Below are 20097 nucleotides of genomic sequence, written 5' to 3' on the forward strand. Positions count from 1 at the left end.
GGGTATAAAAATGTCCCCCAAAAATGATATACCAAATATTAATCCTGATACATTAGTTGACCTTTTAAGATCACGCGCAGAATTATATGGAGATAAAGAAGCATTTTCTTTTTTGGCAGATGGCAATAAAAAGAAAACTGTACTTACTTATGCTGATTTGGATAGGAAAGTACGTGCGTTTGCCTCTGTTCTCCAAAAAAAGGGGTTGACCGGAGAAAGAGCCTTACTACTTTACCCACCCGGACTGGATTATTTAATTGCCTTTTTTGGATGTTTGTATGCTGGCGTTATTGCCGTTCCGGCTTACCCACCCGATCCAAATAGATTAAACCGTACATTGCCTCGTTTGCAGGCAATCGTTTCAGATGCACAAGCCACAATGGCTCTGACAAATGATTCGATCATGTATATGATAAAAATTTTAAAGCTGGGTTCTAAGTTTTCTGATTCAATGTCAAAAGTTCCGTTTTTGAGAAAATTTAAAACAACAATGAACCATTTCTCTGTTCAGCAAACAGGCCTGGCTAGTGCGAATGAACTTGGAAATTTACAATGGATTTCTTCTGATGATGTTGTAGACCATTATGCTGACTCATGGAAAAAGCCGGAGATTGATAAAGATTCAATCGCTTTTTTGCAGTATACCTCAGGCTCCACCGGTTCACCTAAAGGTGTAATGCTAACACATGATAACCTAATTACAAATTCCGGGCATATATATAATGGATTTGGTATGCAGGATATCGACCGGGTTGTTTCGTGGCTGCCAATGTACCATGACATGGGTTTAATTGGCGGAATCATTCAACCTATTTACAGAGGTATACCTACTACAGTTTTATCACCCATCCATTTTTTGCAACGGCCATTAAGATGGCTTGAAACAATCTCAGATTTGAAAGAATACAGAATTGCCAGTGGTGGGCCAAACTTTGGTTATGATTTATGTGCCCGAAAAGCAACGGAAAAACATCTTCAATCGCTGGAACTTAGTAACTGGAAAGTTGCTTTTAGTGGCGCCGAACCTGTTCGTCAGGAAACTATTGAAAGATTTTACGATACATTCAATAAGAATGGGTTTAAAAAAGAAAGCTTTCTTTCCTGTTATGGCCTTGCTGAAGCAACTTTATATGTTACCGGAGTCCACCCGGAAAAATCTCCACAAACACTAAGCCTGGACAGCAAAGCTCTCCAAAAAAATCAGATTGCAGAAGTTCCAACATCGCATAGTGATGCAACCATTATGACAAGTTGCGGATATGCTCAACCTGAGCAGGCAATTGCAATTATTGATCCCAAAACCGGTGAAAAGGTTTCTGATAATATGGCCGGTGAAGTATGGATTAAAGGTCCAAATATTTCTCAGGGATATTGGGGTAAAAAAGAATTATCAAATGAGACTTTTAATAATTTCATCAAAAATACGAACGACGGGCCTTATCTAAGCACCGGAGATCTCGGATATCTTAGTGACAATGAGCTTTATATAACGGGGCGTGTAAAAGACTTAATCATCATCCGTGGTAGAAACTATTATCCGCAGGATATTGAGTTCTTGATTGAATCCGGACATGAAGATGTAAAACCCGGCTGCAGCGCTGCATTTTCTATTACAGAAGATTCCGAAGAGCATCTTGTTGTAGTTTGCGAACTACGTCAAAAGAAAAACATTAAAATGGATGAGGTTGTCTCGGCAATAAGGCACATTATTACAGAAACAAATGATATCCGCGTTTATGGTGTAATACTAATTAAGGCAAAATCAATTTCTAAAACATCCAGTGGTAAAATACAACGCCATGCCGTTAAAAATGCTTATTTAAACAATGAACTCAAAATTTTACATGAATGGCACGGGGCGTCAACCATTTCAGATTCTTCTTACGAGCAGGATTTGGATCATGATGAAGAAATTAAACCTCCACAGCCTGTATCAGATATAATACCGGAAACCCAAAAACAAAATGCCCGAGAAATTGAAGACTGGATAATAAATCATTTATCAGAATCAGTTGGGGTTGATAAACTAGAGATTGATATCAACAAGCCTTTTGTCAGTTTTGGACTTGATTCTGCTCAGGCGATAGGCATGGTTGGTGATCTGGAAGAATGGATTGAACAACCGCTCTCCCCAACTATTATCTGGGATTACCCTTCAATCACAACCCTATCAGCTTATCTTGCCGGTGAAGGTGTTGTACCTGCCCCGGTTGTAAGCAAAAAACTTTCGAAAGATGAAAAAGATGAGCCTATTGCTGTAATCGGAATGGGTTGCCGTTTTCCTGGTGCTGATAACCCTGAGCAGTTTTGGGACAATCTTAAAAATGGTATTGACTCTGTAATCGAAGTTCCAAAAGAACGTTGGGATATTGACGAGCTTTATGATCCAAATCCTGATACGATAGGAAAAATGGTTAGCAGGCACGGTGGATTTCTTAAAAATGTTGACCAGTTTGACCCGCACTTTTTTGGAGTTTCCCCGCGTGAAGCTACGGAGATGGATCCGCAACAGCGACTTCTTCTGGAGGTTTTTTGGGAGACACTTGAAAATGCCGGTATTCAACCAGAAAAAATACGCGGCAGTAACACCGGTGTTTTTGTTGGGATAGGAAATTACGATTACTCACACTTCAACCACGGAAAACTTGACAAAGCCAATATGTATTCCGGTACTGGTAATGCCATTTGCATAACCGCTAACCGAATCTCATATTTATTTGATTTACGCGGACCTTCTGTAGCAATGGACACTGCTTGTTCCTCTTCTTTGGTCTCCACTCACCTGGCCTGTAAAAGCTTGCAGCGTGGCGAAACAGAAATGGCCGTAGCCGGTGGTGTGAATTTAATTTTAGCTCCTGACGTAAACATTGCACTTTCCAAAGCACGCATGTTAGCACCGCATGGCCGTTGCAAAACTTTTGATGCTGATGCTCAGGGCTATGTAAGAAGTGAAGGTGTTGGAGTTGTTCTTCTAAAAAGACTAAGCGATGCAAAACGAGATGGTGATAATATTCTTGCGCTTATACGCGGTTCGGCAACAAACCAAGATGGTCACAGCAATGGAATAACTGCGCCAAATCGTATCCAGCAGGTTAATGTTATCCGTGAGGCAATGAACGATGCAAACATCACACCTGATGATGTGAGTATGTTTGAAGCACATGGCACGGGAACAAGCCTCGGTGATCCAATTGAAATACAGGCATTAACTGAGGTGTTTGAAAACAGATCTAAAGAAGCCGGCCCGATAGCAATTGGTTCTGTTAAAACAAATGTTGGCCATTTGGAAGCTGCAGCCGGAATTATCGGAATGATTAAAATTATTCTGGCTATGCAACATAAAACGATACCTGCTCACCTGCATTTTAACTCCATAAACCCACGAATCCCTTTTGATGAAAATCTTTTTAAAATTCCAGTTGAAAACATGACCTGGGAGCCAAATGGCAAACGCAGGATTGCAGAAGTTAGCTCTTTTGGATTTGGCGGCGCAAATGCCCACATGGTTTTGGAAGAAGCGCCTCCAAAAATAAAACGTGAAAATGACATTGATCGTCCTCAGCATATTTTAAAACTCTCTGCAAAAGGTGACAATGCTCTAAAAGATATTGTTCAAAGATATATCGATTTTACTGATGCCAATCCAAATACAAGCCTGGCAAACTTATGCTATTCATCAAATAAAGGACGCAGTTCATTTCAACATCGCCTGAGCGTAACGGCTGCAACCACAGAGGACCTCAATCAAAAATTAAAAGCAATACAAGAAAATTTTTCTGATCCGGCCCTTATTAAAAATGTTGTAAAAGATCGCCAGGATAATAAAGTAGCCTTTATGTTTACAGGCCAGGGTGCCCAATATGTCAATATGGGCAAATCTTTATACGAAACCCAGCCAGCATTTAAAGCCGCACTCGATGCCTGTGATGCAGTCCTGACTGAATATCTTGAAAAACCATTGCTATCCGTTATTTTCCCTGAAGATACCAATGACAAATTGATAAATGAAACAGCTTACACCCAGCCTGCCTTGTTTGCCATTGAGTATGCTTTGGCCGAACTATGGATTTCCTGGGGAATAAAACCTGATTATGTAATCGGGCATAGTGTTGGGGAATACGTGGCTGCCACAATTGCCGGGGTTTTTAGCCTGGAAGATGGCCTAAAGCTAATTGCAACACGCGGACGATTAATGCAAAGCTTACCCCATGATGGTGATATGGCCGCTATATTTGCAGCACCGGAAGAAATTTCCAAAGCTATTGCGGGAATGGAAAATGATATTTCTATCGCCGGTGTAAACGGACCCGGCAATACAGTAATCTCCGGAAAAAAAGATGCCGTAAAAAAGATTGTTGACCAATTCGCTGAAAGAGAAATCAAAACACGTTTATTAACTGTTTCCCACGCTTTTCATTCTCCATTAATGGAACCGATTTTAGACGAATTTGAAAAAGTGGCCAATGAGATTTCCTATAAGCCATCTAAAATTGCCATCGTTTCAAACCTCACTGGTGATCTTCTTGGGATTGGGCAGACACCAGACGCTAAATACTGGCGTGATCATATACGTCAGGGCGTTCAGTTTAATGCCGGGATGCAAACACTGGCTAAAGAAGGCGTTAATATTTTCGTTGAAACAGGCCCACATCCAACACTTACAGGAATGGGCAAATTTGCACTTAGTGAACATGAAGCAACCTGGGTTCCATCAATAAAACGCGATAGTGATGATTGGGACATAATGCTTCAGGGAGTTGGACAGCTTTATGTTAATGGCCTTGAAATAAGCTGGGATAGTTTTGACCGCTATTTTATCCGCCAGTTTGAGCAAATCCCAAATTATGCTTTCCAGAAAAAACGCTTTTGGATAAATGACGAGGATGATAGTGAAACAGATTCGGGTCAAAGTGTTAAGATGATTGGTAAGAGTGGAGACATTCATCCATTATTGGGTGAAAGATTTCGCTCACCGGTAATAAAAGATGTGGTTTTTGAAGCACGTTTCAACACCCAATCCCTGGATATTTTAGACGATCACCGGATTTTTGGTGTTTCGCTGATCCCGGCAACCGGTTACATGGAGATGGCCCTGGCTGCAGCAAATAAGGCGTTTGGAGCAGGTAATCACAAAGTTGAAAACCTTGGTATTCTTGAGGCGATCCCGGTACCTGAAGAAGGTTATTGTACCGTTCAGGTCACTATATCGAAAGATGAAAATGATAAACATTTTTTCCAGATTTACAGCCAGCAACAGGATGAAGATGGACAATCCGATCCGGATAACTGGACCATAAATGCTGCCGGAAATATTTCAGTTATATTAGAAGAATCAGAGTCTTCAAAGAATGGGCGCAGCAGTATAGCTGATTTACAAAGCCGCAATAAAGAGGAAATCGATGTTGCCTCATTCTATGGCAAAATGCATGAACATGGGTTTGAGCATGGCAAAAGCCTACAGGTTATCCGCAAAATGTGGAGGGGCGAAAACGAGGCTTTTGGCTGGTTTAAATTACAGGAAAAATCAATTCAGGATACAACCCAATATCATTTCCACCCTGCCCTAACTGATGCCGGAACTCAATTATTAGCAGCAACACTTTCCGGAGATGCAGCTGAAGCTTCAAAATCGGGCATATTCTTACCGGTTGGAATTGAACATTATAAAGTTCATAAAGAAGGCGCTTCTGAACTTTGGTGTCATATCAAACGACGTAGTGACAATAATGACAAAAATATACTTTTAAGCGATCTGCATTGGTATGACGAAGAAGGTGTCCTGATTGCAGAAATGATTGGCCTGCGCCACATGCATACAACCATGAATTCTCTGCCAAAAGCTATTCGTGAGAGAATGGATAACTGGTTATATGAAAGTATCTGGCGTAAAGAGAATATTTCAGAGAATGGAAAACTATCCGGCAAATGGCTTTTATTAGCCGATTCGCAAGGACTGGGTCAAAAACTATCTGCTGCAATTAATGAAAATGGCGGAACTTCAATTTTAGTTGAAACCGGTGATTCCTTTAAAAAAATTGGCGATAACTGCTGGCAGATAAATTTTGATGAAAACGCTGATTATGCAAAGCTGTTGAATGAAGCTTTTGCCATTGAGAAAGATAGTCTCGATGGCATTATTCATATGTTGGCCTCTAATTATGTTTCAACAAATGATCTTGCATTAAAACAAATACAAAAATCTCAAAAAGAAATTAATAAATCCCTTCTGTTACTTGTACAGAACCTGGCAACAACAGGCTGGGTAGAAATGCCTAAATTAGTAGTTCTGTCACAAAACGGTCAGGCAATTTCCGGTGAAGAAAAAATTAACATCGAGCAAGGGTCTATTTGGGGATTGACCCGCGTCCTTGCCATGGAACACCCTGAATTGCAAAGCCTTTCAATTGATCTTGAACAAGATAAAACACCGCTGGAAAAAATCATTCAGGAATTGGCATCCGGATCGATTGAAAATCAGGTTGCTTTCCGTGATGATGACCGATTTGTACAACGCCTTGTCCGTAGTAAAATCGACAGCGACGCTTCTGCTTCCGGTGCTAAAGGTCCTATGCGACTGGATAGTTCTAAAAAAGGTCTTTTAGATAATTTACAGCTTGTTCCAATGGAACGGCAATCCTTACCAAAAGGTGCTATTGAAATAAAAGTACATGCAACCGGGCTTAATTTCCGCGATGTATTGAATGCCCTCGATTTGTATCCGGGTGATCCGGGTCCGCTTGGTGGTGAATGTTCAGGAACGGTTACAGCCATTAGTGAAGGTGTTACAAATGTAAAAGTGGGTGATGAAGTTATGGGTATTGCCGGCGGGTCATTTGCCAGCTACGTCATAACCTGGGCCGATCTTGTGGTAGTAAAACCCAAAAATCTATCACACGAGGAAGCTGCTACAATCCCGATTACATTTTTAACTGCTCATTATGCACTAAATCATCTTGCAAAAATTAAAAAAGGTGATAAGGTCTTTATCCATGCCGCATCTGGTGGCGTTGGCCAGGCAGCCATCCAACTTGCCAAAGCTGAAGGCGCTGTTATTTTTGGTACTGCCGGTAATGACGAAAAAAGAAAAGTGGTTAAAGAGCTGGGTGCTGATTATGTGATGAATTCCCGCTCGCTCGACTATGCTGATGAGGTAAAAGAAATAACAGATGGTAAAGGTGTTGATGTACTGCTCAACTCGCTTAACGGAGATTATATCCCAAAGAACCTGGATATTTTATCTGAAAAAGGAAGTTTCCTTGAAATTGGTAAAGTAGATATCTGGAGTGAAGTACAAATAAAATCTGAACGTGCCGATCTGGCTTATCACATTATTGCTCTGGATCATCTTTCTGAAACCGAACCTGCTTTTGTCAGTGAACTTTTCGCTGAAATCGCCGGAAAATTTGAAAGCGGTGAGTTAAAGCCTCTGCAACTAAAAACTTATTCTATAAACGAAGCAGAAAGTGCTTTCCGGTTTATGATGGCCGCAAAACATATCGGCAAAGTTGTAATCCGGCAGGAACTTGATGAAGAACCAGAAACAGATATCCCACAGGTAAAAGAGATTGATTATAATGACGGCAGTTACCTGATCACAGGCGGGCTTGGCGCACTTGGTTTACACGTGGCTAAATGGTTGATTGATAAAGGTACTAAAAACCTGATGCTAATGAGCCGCCGTTCACCTTCCGGCGAAGTAAAAGAGACTATTGAAAGTTTTGAAAAGAAAGGCGTAGCTGTAAAAGTTGTTAATGCAGATGTGTCCGATTTAGAAGCCTTAAAGAGCGCTATTAACACTGACAGTCTTGGACTTCCTGCCATTAAAGGTATTTTTCATGCTGCTGGTCTTTTGGATGATGGCGTTCTTATGCAACAGAACTGGGAACGATTTGAAAAGGTTATGGCACCAAAAGTTACAGGATCATGGAACTTGCATGAAATAAGCAAATCAATGGATCTTGATTTCTTCGTATACTTCTCATCTGCCGCTTCAATGCTTGGCTCACCCGGGCAAGGCAATTACGCTGCAGCCAACGCCTTTATGGATACGCTTAGCTGGTACCGCCGTGAGCATGGTTTACCTGCCACAAGTATTAACTGGGGACCGTGGAGCAGTTCCGGGATGGCTGCAACAACCGACATGAGCCGCAGAAACTCAGGTGGTATGGGAATGATATCACCGGAACAAGGCCTGCAAATGATGGAACGTATTCTGGCGAAAGGCAATGCCCAGGTTGGTGTACTACCAATTCAATGGAAAGCTTTTCTCAAGCAATTTCCCGGAGATACTCCTGTTTTGTATTCTGAATTTGCCGGAACAAGCGCGTCGGCTTCTGATGGCCCTGCTGAAAAACCGGAATTCCTTTCTAAGCTTGAGGAAGCTGAGGTTGAAATGCGGCTTGAAATGATGACTGAATTTCTGAAACAACAAACTGTCCGTGTTTTAGGCATGGAAGCGAATACAGCTGTTGATTCAACACAACCACTTCAGTCTATGGGGCTTGATTCTCTAATGGCCATTGAGTTAAAAAACTCCATTGACTCCGGTGTTGGTAAAAACTTACCGGCAACCATGGTTTTTAACTACCCGACTATTGATGCTTTGGCGAGTTATCTATTAACAGATGTCTTGAAATTAAGTGATGCAGAAGAAACACCAGAAAAAATAGATGAAGAAGCAGTCAAAAAAGATGAAGCTCTTTCCGAAATTGAAGATTTGAGTGATGAAGAAGCAGAAGCAATGCTTCTAAAAAGCCTTGAGGAAGATGATGATGAGGAAGAATTCTAAAATTTTGTAGTCATCTTCAACAAAAACCAAATAAAAAATTTTTAAACTTTTATTTTAAGCACTTAGTCACAACTTTTGTAATTGAATATTACGATCTTTTTGCCATGAGGGGTTAAAAGTCAGAAATATATTTCTGACAGGATTGTAGTTTTCTTTTTGGGATTATCAATGGATAAAAAAGACGAAAGAATCGATAATTTATCTCCACTGAAACGTGCTCTGTTCGCGCTTGAAGAAATGAAAGCCAAGCTAAAAAAAATTCAGCGCGAAAAAAGTGAACCGATAGCCATTATCGGGATGGGCAGCCGCTTTCCCGGAGCAAATAATAATGATGAATATTGGCAGCTTTTAAAAAATGGCGTTGATGCGATCGATGAAGTACCGCAAGAACGCTGGCCAATTGATTCCTTTTATGATGCTTCTCCTGGAAAAAGCGGCAAAATGATTACCCGCTATGGCGGATTTATAAAACAAAAAGCCGATCAGTTTGACCCCGCATTTTTTGGTATTTCCCCGCGTGAAGCCATGAAAATGGACCCCCAGCAAAGATTATTATTGGAAGTTACTTGGGAAGCATTTGAGCATGCCGGATTTTCTCCGAAAGATATGGCAAAATCAAGGACAGGTGTTTATGTAGGTATTTGCTCAAATGATTATGGACTGATTCAAAAAGAAAACCAGGGTTTTACAGGTATTGATGCCTATTTTGGAAGCGGAAATGCTGCAAGTATAGCGGCAAACAGAATTTCGTATTTGTTAGATTTACAGGGACCCAGCTTTTCTGTTGATACTGCTTGTTCATCTTCACTGGTTACAGTGCACCTTGCTTGCCAGGGTTTGAGAAACGGCGAAACAGATATGGCTGTTGCCGGCGGTGTTTCAGTTATGCTCTCCCCTGTTGCCAGTATCACATTTTCACAAGCCAATATGCTTGCTCCCGGTGGACGCTGCCGTACTTTTGATGCTTCAGCTGAAGGGTATGTTCGTGGTGAAGGTTGCGGAATGATTGTACTTAAACGTCTTTCTGATGCGAGACGTGACAATGATAACATTCTTGCCGTAATTCGTGGTTCTGCGGTAAATCAGGATGGGAAGACAAATGGATTAACAGCTCCAAATGCTTTGTCTCAGCAACGCGTAATTAAAGATGCGTTGGAATTTGCAAAGATAAAAGCTGAAGATATTGGTTATGTTGAGGCGCATGGAACCGGAACAATTCTTGGCGATCCGATAGAAGTACAGGCGCTAAACAGTGTAATGGACGGGAGACAGAAAAACGATCCTTGTTACATCGGTTCTGCAAAAACAAATATTGGGCATCTTGAAGGTGCGGCTGGAATAGCAGGTTTAATCAAAACCATTTTAATTTTAAAAAATAAACAAATCCCGCCTCATTTGCATTTTAACAAAATAAACCCACATATCCCGATTTCCGAAATGCCATTTGAGATACCTACAAAAACCATTGAATGGAATGTGAATGGCAAAAAACGAATTGCAGGTACCAGCTCATTTGGGTTTGGCGGAACAAATGCACATGTTATTTTACAAGAAGCACCGGAAAAGAAAATTGAACAAAATGGTATTGATCGCCCTGTACACATTTTATGCCTTTCTGCAAAAAACAAAAATGCTTTAAAAAATCTTGCAGTGCGATATGCTGATTTTGCAACAAAAAATGAAGATATAAATATTGGTGACTTGTGCAATACAGCAAACAAAGGCCGGATTCAAGATGAGCATAGACTGGCAATAAAAATTCATTCCCATTCGGAATTGGTTGAAGCCTGTAATGACTTTGCCAACGGTGAAGAGAATTTTTTATACCGTTATGCAAAACTTGGCAAAAAATCACTCCCTAAAAAGACATTTTTATTTACCGGACAGGGTGCACAATATCCCGGAATGGTAAAAGAATTATATCAATCTCAACCCTATTTTAAAGCAATAGTAGATGAATGTGATGAAATCTTAAAAATTTGGTTAGACAACTCCATATTGGACGTCATCTTTAAAGAGGAAGGTGATCAAATTCATGAGACACGCTATACGCAACCCGCACTTTTTGTTGTTGAATACGCTCTTGCCAAGTTGTGGATTTCCTGGGGCATAAAGCCAGACTTTGTTACCGGACACAGTATTGGAGAATATGTTGCTGCCGCAATTGCCGGTGTGTTTAGCCTTGAGGATGGATTAAAGTTGGTCGCTTTACGTGGCAAGCTTATGTTTTCCTTACCGCAAGATGGTGCAATGGCTGCTATTTTTGCAGGAAAAGAACAAGTAAGTAAATATCTTGTTGGGCTCGAAAACAATGTTTCTGTTGCAGGCATGAACGATCCGGAAAATACAGTTATCTCAGGAAAAAAAGAAGATATACAATCTATTCTTGAAAAACTGGAAACGGATAAAACTGAATTTAGAAAACTCAAAGTCTCTCACGCTTTTCATTCTCCATTAATGGACCCGATTTTGGAAGAGTTTGAGCAAACGGCCAAAGAAATTGAATATAATAAGCCCAAAATCCCATTAATTTCCAACATAACGGGACAGTTACATACACAAGCCCCGGATGCTGCATATTGGACCAGCCATATCAGACAAGCAGTAAATTTTTCTAAAGGAATTCAAACCCTTGATGAACTTGGATGTAAATTATTTTTAGAAACCGGACCTCATCCTTCTTTGATTGGAATGGCTCGTAACACTCTTCCTTCTCCTGATATAAAATGGCTGCCCTCTTTAAACAGAAAAGAAACTAATTGGGATATTTTAACGGAAAGCCTTGCTGTATTGTACACAACTGGTTTTGATTTGGATTGGAAAGAATTTGATGCCGGATTTCACCGCTCAAAAATTGAATTACCTACTTATCCGTTCCAACGAGAACGTTTTTGGGCAGATCCGCTTGATGGGCAAGTAGTTCAAACAATTGCCAACGAAGTTGTTGTGGAAGAGGAAGAAGAGGAAACCTTTGATCGCGAACCATTTCTAAAACTGTCTTCTGAAGAACAAAGTTCGGTTATACAAAACAAAATCATATCTGAAGTATCTCTGGTATTAAAAATTTCCAAATCTAAAATTGATTTAGAAAAAGCTGTAACCCAATTAGGCCTGGATTCAATTATGGCCATTGAACTTAAAAACAATATAGAAAGAAAGTTGAATATTGAACTTGGGCTTTCTGTACTTATTAGCGGACCTACAATTAATGAACTTCTCTCCATTGTTTTGAAAGAAATTCAAAAAGGGGGCACGTCAGAGACTGAAGTATTGGAAGCTGATGAGTCCATATCATCCTTGTCCCATGGCCAATATGCAATGTGGTTCCAACATCAATTATCTGAATCCAGTATTTATAATCTCGTTTACGCAGTTAGAGTTCCGACTGCTTTGGATACAGATAAGCTGCAGGTTGCAATGTCCATACTGGTTAAAAGGCATGAATCGCTAAGAACAAATTTTATAAAAGTTGACGGGAATGCACAGTTAAAAATACACGAAGAAGGTGATCCCATTTTTCACGTTGAAGACACATCCGAATTAAACGATGCTGATTTTCAATTAAAACTTAAAGCAGAGATTGACAAACCTTTCAATCTTGAAAAAGATACTTTGACACGTGTAATTCTGTTTAAGCGACCAGATGGGAGCCAGATATTTCTATATATCGCACACCATATAATTTCTGATATGTGGTCTTTGGCAATTTTTATGCATGAATTGAATGAGCTTTATTCTGCATCAGAAAATCCACAATTAGCTGAACCCGGTTTTACGTATGCCCAATTTGCCAAACGAATGAACCAAAAATTGAATGGCCCTTTTGGCGAACGTCATTTAAAATTCTGGCAGGAAAAGTTATCTGGCGAATTACCAATCCTGAACTTCCCTACAGACAAACCCCGTCCGGCCATCCAGACATATAACGGGTTAACTGAGACAATTAGTATAGATTCTAAAATTTCGGACACACTTAAACAAATTGCCGATAAAAATAATACAACTCTTTATTCGTTGTTGCTTGCTGCTTTTAAAACTCTGCTCTACCGCTATAGCGGACAAACAGATTTAATAGTTGGTACGCCAACTACCGGACGCACCAGTCCCGAATATGCGGGAGTTTTGGGGTATTTTGTAAATCCTGTTGCAATCCGCAGTTCAATCCAGGATGATATTTCTTTTAACGAATATCTGGAGCAAATTAAAACCAATGTGGTTGAGGCGCTTGATCATCAGGATTACCCTTTTAATCTGCTTGTTGAAAAAGTAAAGCCCCGGCGCGACTCCAGCCGTTCCCCTGTTTTCCAAATGATGTTTGTTTATCAGCGTGCGCATATTTTACATGAAAGCGGTATGTCTGCTGCAGCTGTTTCGGAAGGAAGCGGGCAAATGAAACTTGGCGATATCGTGATGGAATCAATCGCCATTGATGACCGCATTGTTCCATTTGATATGACTCTGCTTATGGCCGAGCTGGAAAGTGGCATTGGAGCCTCGCTTCAATATAACACAGATTTATTTACCCGTGATACGGTCATAAACTTCCTTGATCGCTTTACGCTTTTACTAACCCAGATAGCTGAATCACCAGCTACGCGAATCGGCCGTTTTAACCTGCTTTCCAAAACTGATGAAGACCAGCTTATAAACCGTTGGAATAAAACTGAACGTATTTATGATTCTGTTGCCGCGGTTCACCGGACTTTTGAGAAAATTGCTATTGAAAATCCGGACAAAGCAGCAGTTGTGTTCAACAATGAATCTTTGACTTACGGCGCTTTAAATGAGCAAGCAAACAGGATTGCAAATAAATTAATTGCTGAAGGCGTTACTGCTGATTCAATCGTTGCAATCAGTGCTGAACGTTCTCTGGATATGATTATTGGTGTAATGTCGATTCTAAAATCCGGTGCAGCCTATTTGCCATTAGACCCGAATTATCCGGTTGACCGTATTAAATTCATGATTAAAGATTCCGGGACAAAACTTTTATTGACACAGAAAAAACTGATTAACAAACTTCCGGGAAACTCATGTAAAAAATTATTTATTGAGGACCTTTTTGTAGAACTTAAGAATCAGCAAATTCAAAATCCCGGTGTAGAATTAAGTCCTCAAAACCTGGCATATGTAATTTATACATCTGGTTCTACCGGACAACCTAAAGGCGTTATGCTAACTCACGACGGCTTGAATAACCTGGTTAAGGCACAAATAAAAGAATTCAGGATTGATCCGGGTGTTCGGTTATTGCAGTTTGCATCACTAAGTTTTGATGCCGCTGCTTCCGAAATATTTACTACCTTGCTGAGCGGGGCAACACTCTATCTTGTCGATCAGCAAATTCTTTCATCCGGGACAGATCTACTTGGATTTATTCGTCAAAATAGAATTACAACTTCAACAATCCCGCCTTCCGTATTAAGGGTCTTGCCACCAGAGAATCTTTCTTCACTGGAAACAGTCATTTCAGCCGGTGAAGCATTAACACCGGAAAGTGCTGAACGTTGGTCTGAAAACAGACATATGATAAACGCTTATGGCCCTACTGAAGGAACGATTTGCGCCACATGTTATCATTTTGAAAACGCGACAAACGTTTCACATATCTCAATTGGCAAAGCTATTGATAATACAAAACTTTATATCCTGGATAGTTCAATGAACCTTGTCCCCAAAGGTGTTCCCGGAGAATTATATATCGGCGGAACAGGCGTAGCGCGAGGATATTTTAAAAAGCCCGGACTTACTGCAAGAAGATTTGTGCCCGATCCATTTTCCGGAATTGAGGGTGCGAGATTATACCAAACTGGTGACCTGGTACGATATTTACCTGACGGGAATATTGAGTTTTTGGACAGAATTGATCAACAGGTAAAAATACGTGGTTTTCGCATTGAACTTGGTGAGATTGAAGAATCAATAAAATCATTGGAAAACATAAAAGATTGTGTTGTCCTTGCACGTGGAAAAAATGATAAAAAACTACTTGCCTACGTTATCCCGGAAAAGCAGGAAACGGAGATCATTTCTGATGAAATAAAATTTAATTTAAGAAAGAACCTACCCGATTATATGGTTCCTTCTTTTATTATTAAGTTGGACAAATTCCCTATAACCGGCAATGGCAAAATTGACAAAAATGCTTTACCAAATCCTGAAATTGAAAAAACCAAGTTTGTAAAAGCCGGAAACGAGACAGAAAAGAAATTAGTTGATATCTGGCAGGAAGTATTAAGCCTTGAACAAGTTGGCGTAAACGATAATTTCTTTGAGTTAGGCGGGCACTCCCTGAGTATTGTACAAGCCCAGGCAAAAATTAAAGAAGTTTTTGAAAAAGAAGTAAATATTGTTGATATGTTCCGATACCCAACAATCAGTACTTTCGCTAAATCCATGCAAAATGGTACAGACCTTGTAAAAAAAGCTGCAAAGCAATCACAGGATCGGGCTGCAAAGCAAAGAGAAGCTACAAAATTGGCCCAACAACGGATAAGGAACCGAAAAAGATAATAATTAATGAATAAAGTTTGAAAGCAAAAACTTAGAAATAAAACCCAGGGTTAACACGAAAAATTTAAATAATATATTGGTTTAAAAAATGTCATGCTGGGCTTGATTCAGGATGACATTACTATTTAAAAAGTGAAAGAAAAACATGCCCGATCATATAAACATGGAACTGGATATTGCGGTTGTAGGTCTTGCCGGACGATTTCCCGGAGCTAAAAACATTGATGAGTTTTGGCAACTACTAAAATCGGGAAAAGAAGGTGTTACACATTTCTCAGAAGAGGAGTTGATAGAAGCGGGTATTTCTGAAGAAGTATTAAAAGATCCAAATTATATTAAAACACGTGGTATCATTGAAAATGCTGATTTATTTGATGCATATTTTTTCGATATGTCCCCGCATGAGGCCGAAATAATGGATCCGCAGCAACGTGTTTTTTTAGAAACATGTTGGCAAGCCTTGGAAAACTCCGGATATAATCCGGATAAATATCCTGGTCTGATTGGGCTATTTGCCGGCGTTAGTATGAACACTTACCTGTTTTCCATTCTCAATTCAAAGAAAGGTCAATTAGGTCCTGCTGAAGGTTATCAACTTGCAATTGGTAATGATAAAGATTTTCTCACAACTAGAGCATCTTATAAAATGAACTTGCGCGGCCCAAGTGTAGACATTCAAACAGCTTGTTCTACTTCGCTTGTTGCAATCCATATGGCATGCCAAAACCTGCAAAATTTTAGTTGCGATATGGCACTTGCAGGAGGTGTTTCAATAACTATTCCGCAGAAACAGGGTTATTTATACCAGGAAGGAATGATTCTTTCAAAAAATGGGGAATGCCGTGCTTTTGATGCCGATTCCAGTGGAACTATCTCTGGTAGTGGCGCAGGTATTGTTGTGTTAAAACGAGTGGAAGATGCTATAAATGACGGCGATACAATCCACGCACTTATTAAAGGTTCTGCCTACAACAATGATGGCTCGATGCGCGTTGGTTATACTGCCCCAAGTGTTGACGGACAGGCTGATGTAATCGCCACAGCACAAGCAATTGCCGGAGTTGATCCTCAGGATATTTCATATATTGAAGCACATGGTACGGGAACAGAATTGGGTGACCCGATTGAGATAACAGCACTTAATCAAGTTTTCTCAGCTGCAGAAACGGATAAAAAACAATATTGCGGGATCGGTTCTGTTAAGACAAATATTGGGCACTTGGATGCTGCTGCCGGGGTTGCAGGATTTATAAAAACGGTGTTATCGCTAAAAAACAAGCAAATCCCGGCAAGTTTGCATTTTGAAAAGCCAAATCCAAAAATTGATTTCGCAAACAGCCCTTTTTATGTAAACAATAAACTTAAGGAATGGCAATCCAACGGCTTTCCTTTAACAGCAGGCATCAGTTCATTTGGGATAGGCGGTACAAATGCCCATGTTGTTTTACAAGAAATGCCTAAAAGTGAAAAATCCACTGCAGACGATGCTCCTCAATTATTACTATTTTCTGCAAAAACAAGAGACGCTTTAAAAGAAAACTGTCAACAAATTGGAAATTTTCTTACCAGTGCCCCAGACACCAATCTTGCTGATGTTGCTTATACTTTGGATGAAGGCCGTAAGCATTTTAATTTGCGGCGATATTTTGTTGCTGAAAATAAAAATGATGCTATCGAAGTCCTTCAGGAAAACAATCTAAAACGTATTTTTGAAACGGTTCATAAAAAAGATCCGGCTGAACCGCAGGTTACTTTTATGTTTAGCGGCCAGGGTTCACAATATGCCCAAATGGCCAAAGAAATTTATGATACCAAAGCTTTATTTAAAGAATGCGTTGACCATTGTGCAGAAATTTTAAAACCTGTTATAAGCAAAGATATTCGTGATATTATTTTTACAGCGGACAAGGATTCTTCAGAAATAAATGAAACACAATTTACACAGCCGGCCCTTTTTATAATTGAATATGCTTTGGCAAAACTTTGGATTGAATTGGGTATAGCACCTGCAGCAATGGTTGGTCATTCAATTGGTGAATATGTAGCCGCATGTCTTGCCGGTGTTTTTTCTTTGGAAGATGCATTAAAAATTGTTGCCGAACGCGGCCGTCTTATGCAATCGATGCCGGTTGGTGCAATGTTGAGTGTTAGCCTGGACGAGCATGATTTAAAGCCCCATATGACAAATGAATTATCCATTGCCGCTTTAAACAGCAAAGGGTCGTCAGTTGTTTCGGGTACTTTTGAATCAATAGAAAAATTGGAGTTGGTCTTAAAAGAAAAATCAATTGAATCACGCAAATTGCACACATCACATGCTTTTCATTCAAAAATGATGGAACCAATTCTTGACAATTTTAAGCAATTTGTTGCAGGATTTGATCTAAACACCCCCGAGATTCCATATGTATCAAATGTTAGTGGCGGCTGGATTACGGCAGATGAAGCAACGGATCCGGCATATTATGCAAAGCATTTAAGAAGCACTGTTCGTTTTGCGGATAATATTTCAACACTTTTTGAAAATGAAGAAAGTATCTTTTTGGAAGTTGGGCCGGGTAAGACTTTGGTTTCACTTGCAACACGTCACCCGGAAAATAGTCTGAACAGAATAATTCTTTCTTCCTTAAGGCATCCACAAGATGAACAATCTGACCGCTCATTTTTATTAAACACAATGGGCCGTTTGTGGCTTGCAGGTGTTCAATTTAATAATGAAAAAAGGTTTGAAAATAAACAAATAAAGAGAATCCCGCTACCAACCTACTCTTTTGATAGAAAACAATTTTGGTATGGGGAAACCGGACAAATAGTTCAAACAACGGATGACGAGAATAAAAGACAGAATACAAATCAATGGCTTTATACCCCATCCTGGAAACAAGCAGATTTTACGTTTAAACAAAATCTTGAAACAGATAAAACATGGCTTGTTTTTTCATCAGATGATTTAATTTCAGCAGAGATTGAGAAGAAACTTGCGGCTAATAAAATTAACGCCGTATTTGTTAAAACCGGATCGAAATTCTCAGTAATTAACGAGAATCATTTTGAATTGAATCCTTCTTCATGGGAAGATTATAAATCTCTTTTTACTAACCTTCAACAAGAGAGCAAAATACCTGACAAGATTCTTCATTTGTGGAGTTGTTCTGAAAAAGAGAGTTCAGATATTTTAACCTTGCATGAAACAGGTTTTTTTAGTTTAACAAATCTGGCAGCAGCGATTGAACAAATCGTACCACAAAAAGAAATACAACTTTTTGTACTAACAAATGGATTGCAGGAAATAAGCGGTGACGAGCAACTAAAGGCAGACAATGCTCCTATTTTGGGTCCTTGTCGGGTAATTCCTCAGGAACTATCAAATATTACATCCAAATCAATAGATTTGTCTGGAAACTATCAAAAGCAGTCAGACTTATATGCGGAATTTATTTTACAGGAAAGTACACGCCCAGTTGATGAATATTCGATAGCTTACCGCGGAACACACCGCTGGCTTGGTTATTATGATGAAGTAAAGCCAACTACTACTGACGAGCTACTTTTAAAACAAAATGGAACGTATTTAATTACCGGTGGGCTTGGACGGATTGGACTGACTTTTGCGAAATATCTGGCAAATAATTATAACGCCAATTTGATCCTTGTAAACCGTTCAACCGTGCCTGAGCAAAATGAGTGGAAAAATTACTATCAAAACAATGAAAAAGATCTTGTCTGGTATAGGATTGATCAGCTTTTAGAAATTGAAAAAACTGCTCAATCCGTAAAAATATTTTCAATTGATGCAGCCAATGAAAATGAGATGAAAAAGGTAATAGATTTTGCTAAATCAAAACTGAATGGTGTGATCCATGCTGCAGGTACTTTGGGTGAAAGTATGGTTGGACTTGTTTCCCAGGTTAGCCGTGACGATTTGGCCACTCAGCTGCATTCCAAGCTTGAAGCAACTAAAGTTTTGGACAAAGTCCTTTCTGGCAAAAATCTGGATTTTGTCATATTACAATCTTCGCTTTCAACAGTTTTGGGTGGATTGGGATTTACGGCATATTCTGCGGCAAACCATTTTCTTGATGTATTTTGCCAGGCAAAACAGAGTGATGGTCAAAACTGGTTATGTGTAAACTGGGACGGTTGGCGTTTTGAAGGTAAAGATGGTACGAAAGTCAGTACAAATGTAACAGATTATTCCATTTATCCGGATGAAGGTGTTGAGGTGTTAACAAAAATCCTTGGTGGAATTATAAGCCGTCGTGTTATTGTTTCCACCGGAAACCTGGAAACGCGCATAAATAAATGGCTAATTGGAAGCGGGCCGGTCGCAGAAGATGATGAAACTTTTGACCCATCTCAAGCAAAACACGACAGACCCAATTTACCTACTCCATTTGTTGAACCTGAAACAGATCTTCAAAAAGAGATATGCAGTACCTGGCAAAGGTTGCTTGGAATTGCTGAAATTGGAATAAACGATGACTTCTTTGATCTTGGCGGGAACTCTCTTTTAGGCACACAGCTAATAGCCCAACTCCGACAAAAATTTCAGGTAGAGTTACCCATAAGGGTTTTATTTGAAGACCCAACAATCTCCGGAGTGGCAAAAGTTATTGGAGAGCAAAAAGAAGACATAGCTCCTCAAGAAGATTTACTGGCCGACATGCTGAACAAGGTTGAGAGTATGTCCGAAGAACAGATAAAAGAGATGCTGAAGAAGAAAAACTAAAAACGGAGTGTGGGTGGTCGAAAAAAAATAAACCTGACCCACCCCTAACCCCTTCAAGGAGGGGAAT

At 39.8% G+C, this 20097-nt stretch carries 3 protein-coding genes; all 3 read left to right on the plus strand.

The window, feature by feature from the left end; translation table 11 throughout:
* Nucleotides 1–10 precede the first annotated feature (10 nt).
* Nucleotides 11–8788 (plus strand): SDR family NAD(P)-dependent oxidoreductase, encoded by an 8778-nt coding sequence (locus HND50_03495; GenBank protein ID NOG44265.1) that lies wholly within the window; start codon nt 11–13, stop codon nt 8786–8788.
* Between the two features lie 168 nt (nt 8789–8956).
* Nucleotides 8957–15301: an amino acid adenylation domain-containing protein gene (locus tag HND50_03500; GenBank protein ID NOG44266.1), complete on the plus strand. Its 6345-nt coding sequence runs from the start codon at nt 8957–8959 to the stop codon at nt 15299–15301.
* 145 nt (nt 15302–15446) lie between these two features.
* Nucleotides 15447–20030 carry an acyltransferase domain-containing protein gene (locus tag HND50_03505; protein NOG44267.1) on the plus strand — a complete coding sequence of 1528 codons (4584 nt, stop codon included), beginning with the start codon at nt 15447–15449 and terminating at the stop codon, nt 20028–20030.
* Nucleotides 20031–20097 lie beyond the last annotated feature (67 nt).

The organism is Calditrichota bacterium (assembly GCA_013112635.1).
Lineage (GTDB): Bacteria > Calditrichota > Calditrichia > Calditrichales > J004 > JABFGF01.

Coding starts and splice junctions, on each gene's coding strand:
- HND50_03495 (NOG44265.1), top strand. CDS start 11: ATGTCCCCCAAAAATGATATACCAAATATTAATCCTGATACATTAGTT.
- HND50_03500 (NOG44266.1), top strand. CDS start 8,957: ATGGATAAAAAAGACGAAAGAATCGATAATTTATCTCCACTGAAACGT.
- HND50_03505 (NOG44267.1), top strand. CDS start 15,447: ATGCCCGATCATATAAACATGGAACTGGATATTGCGGTTGTAGGTCTT.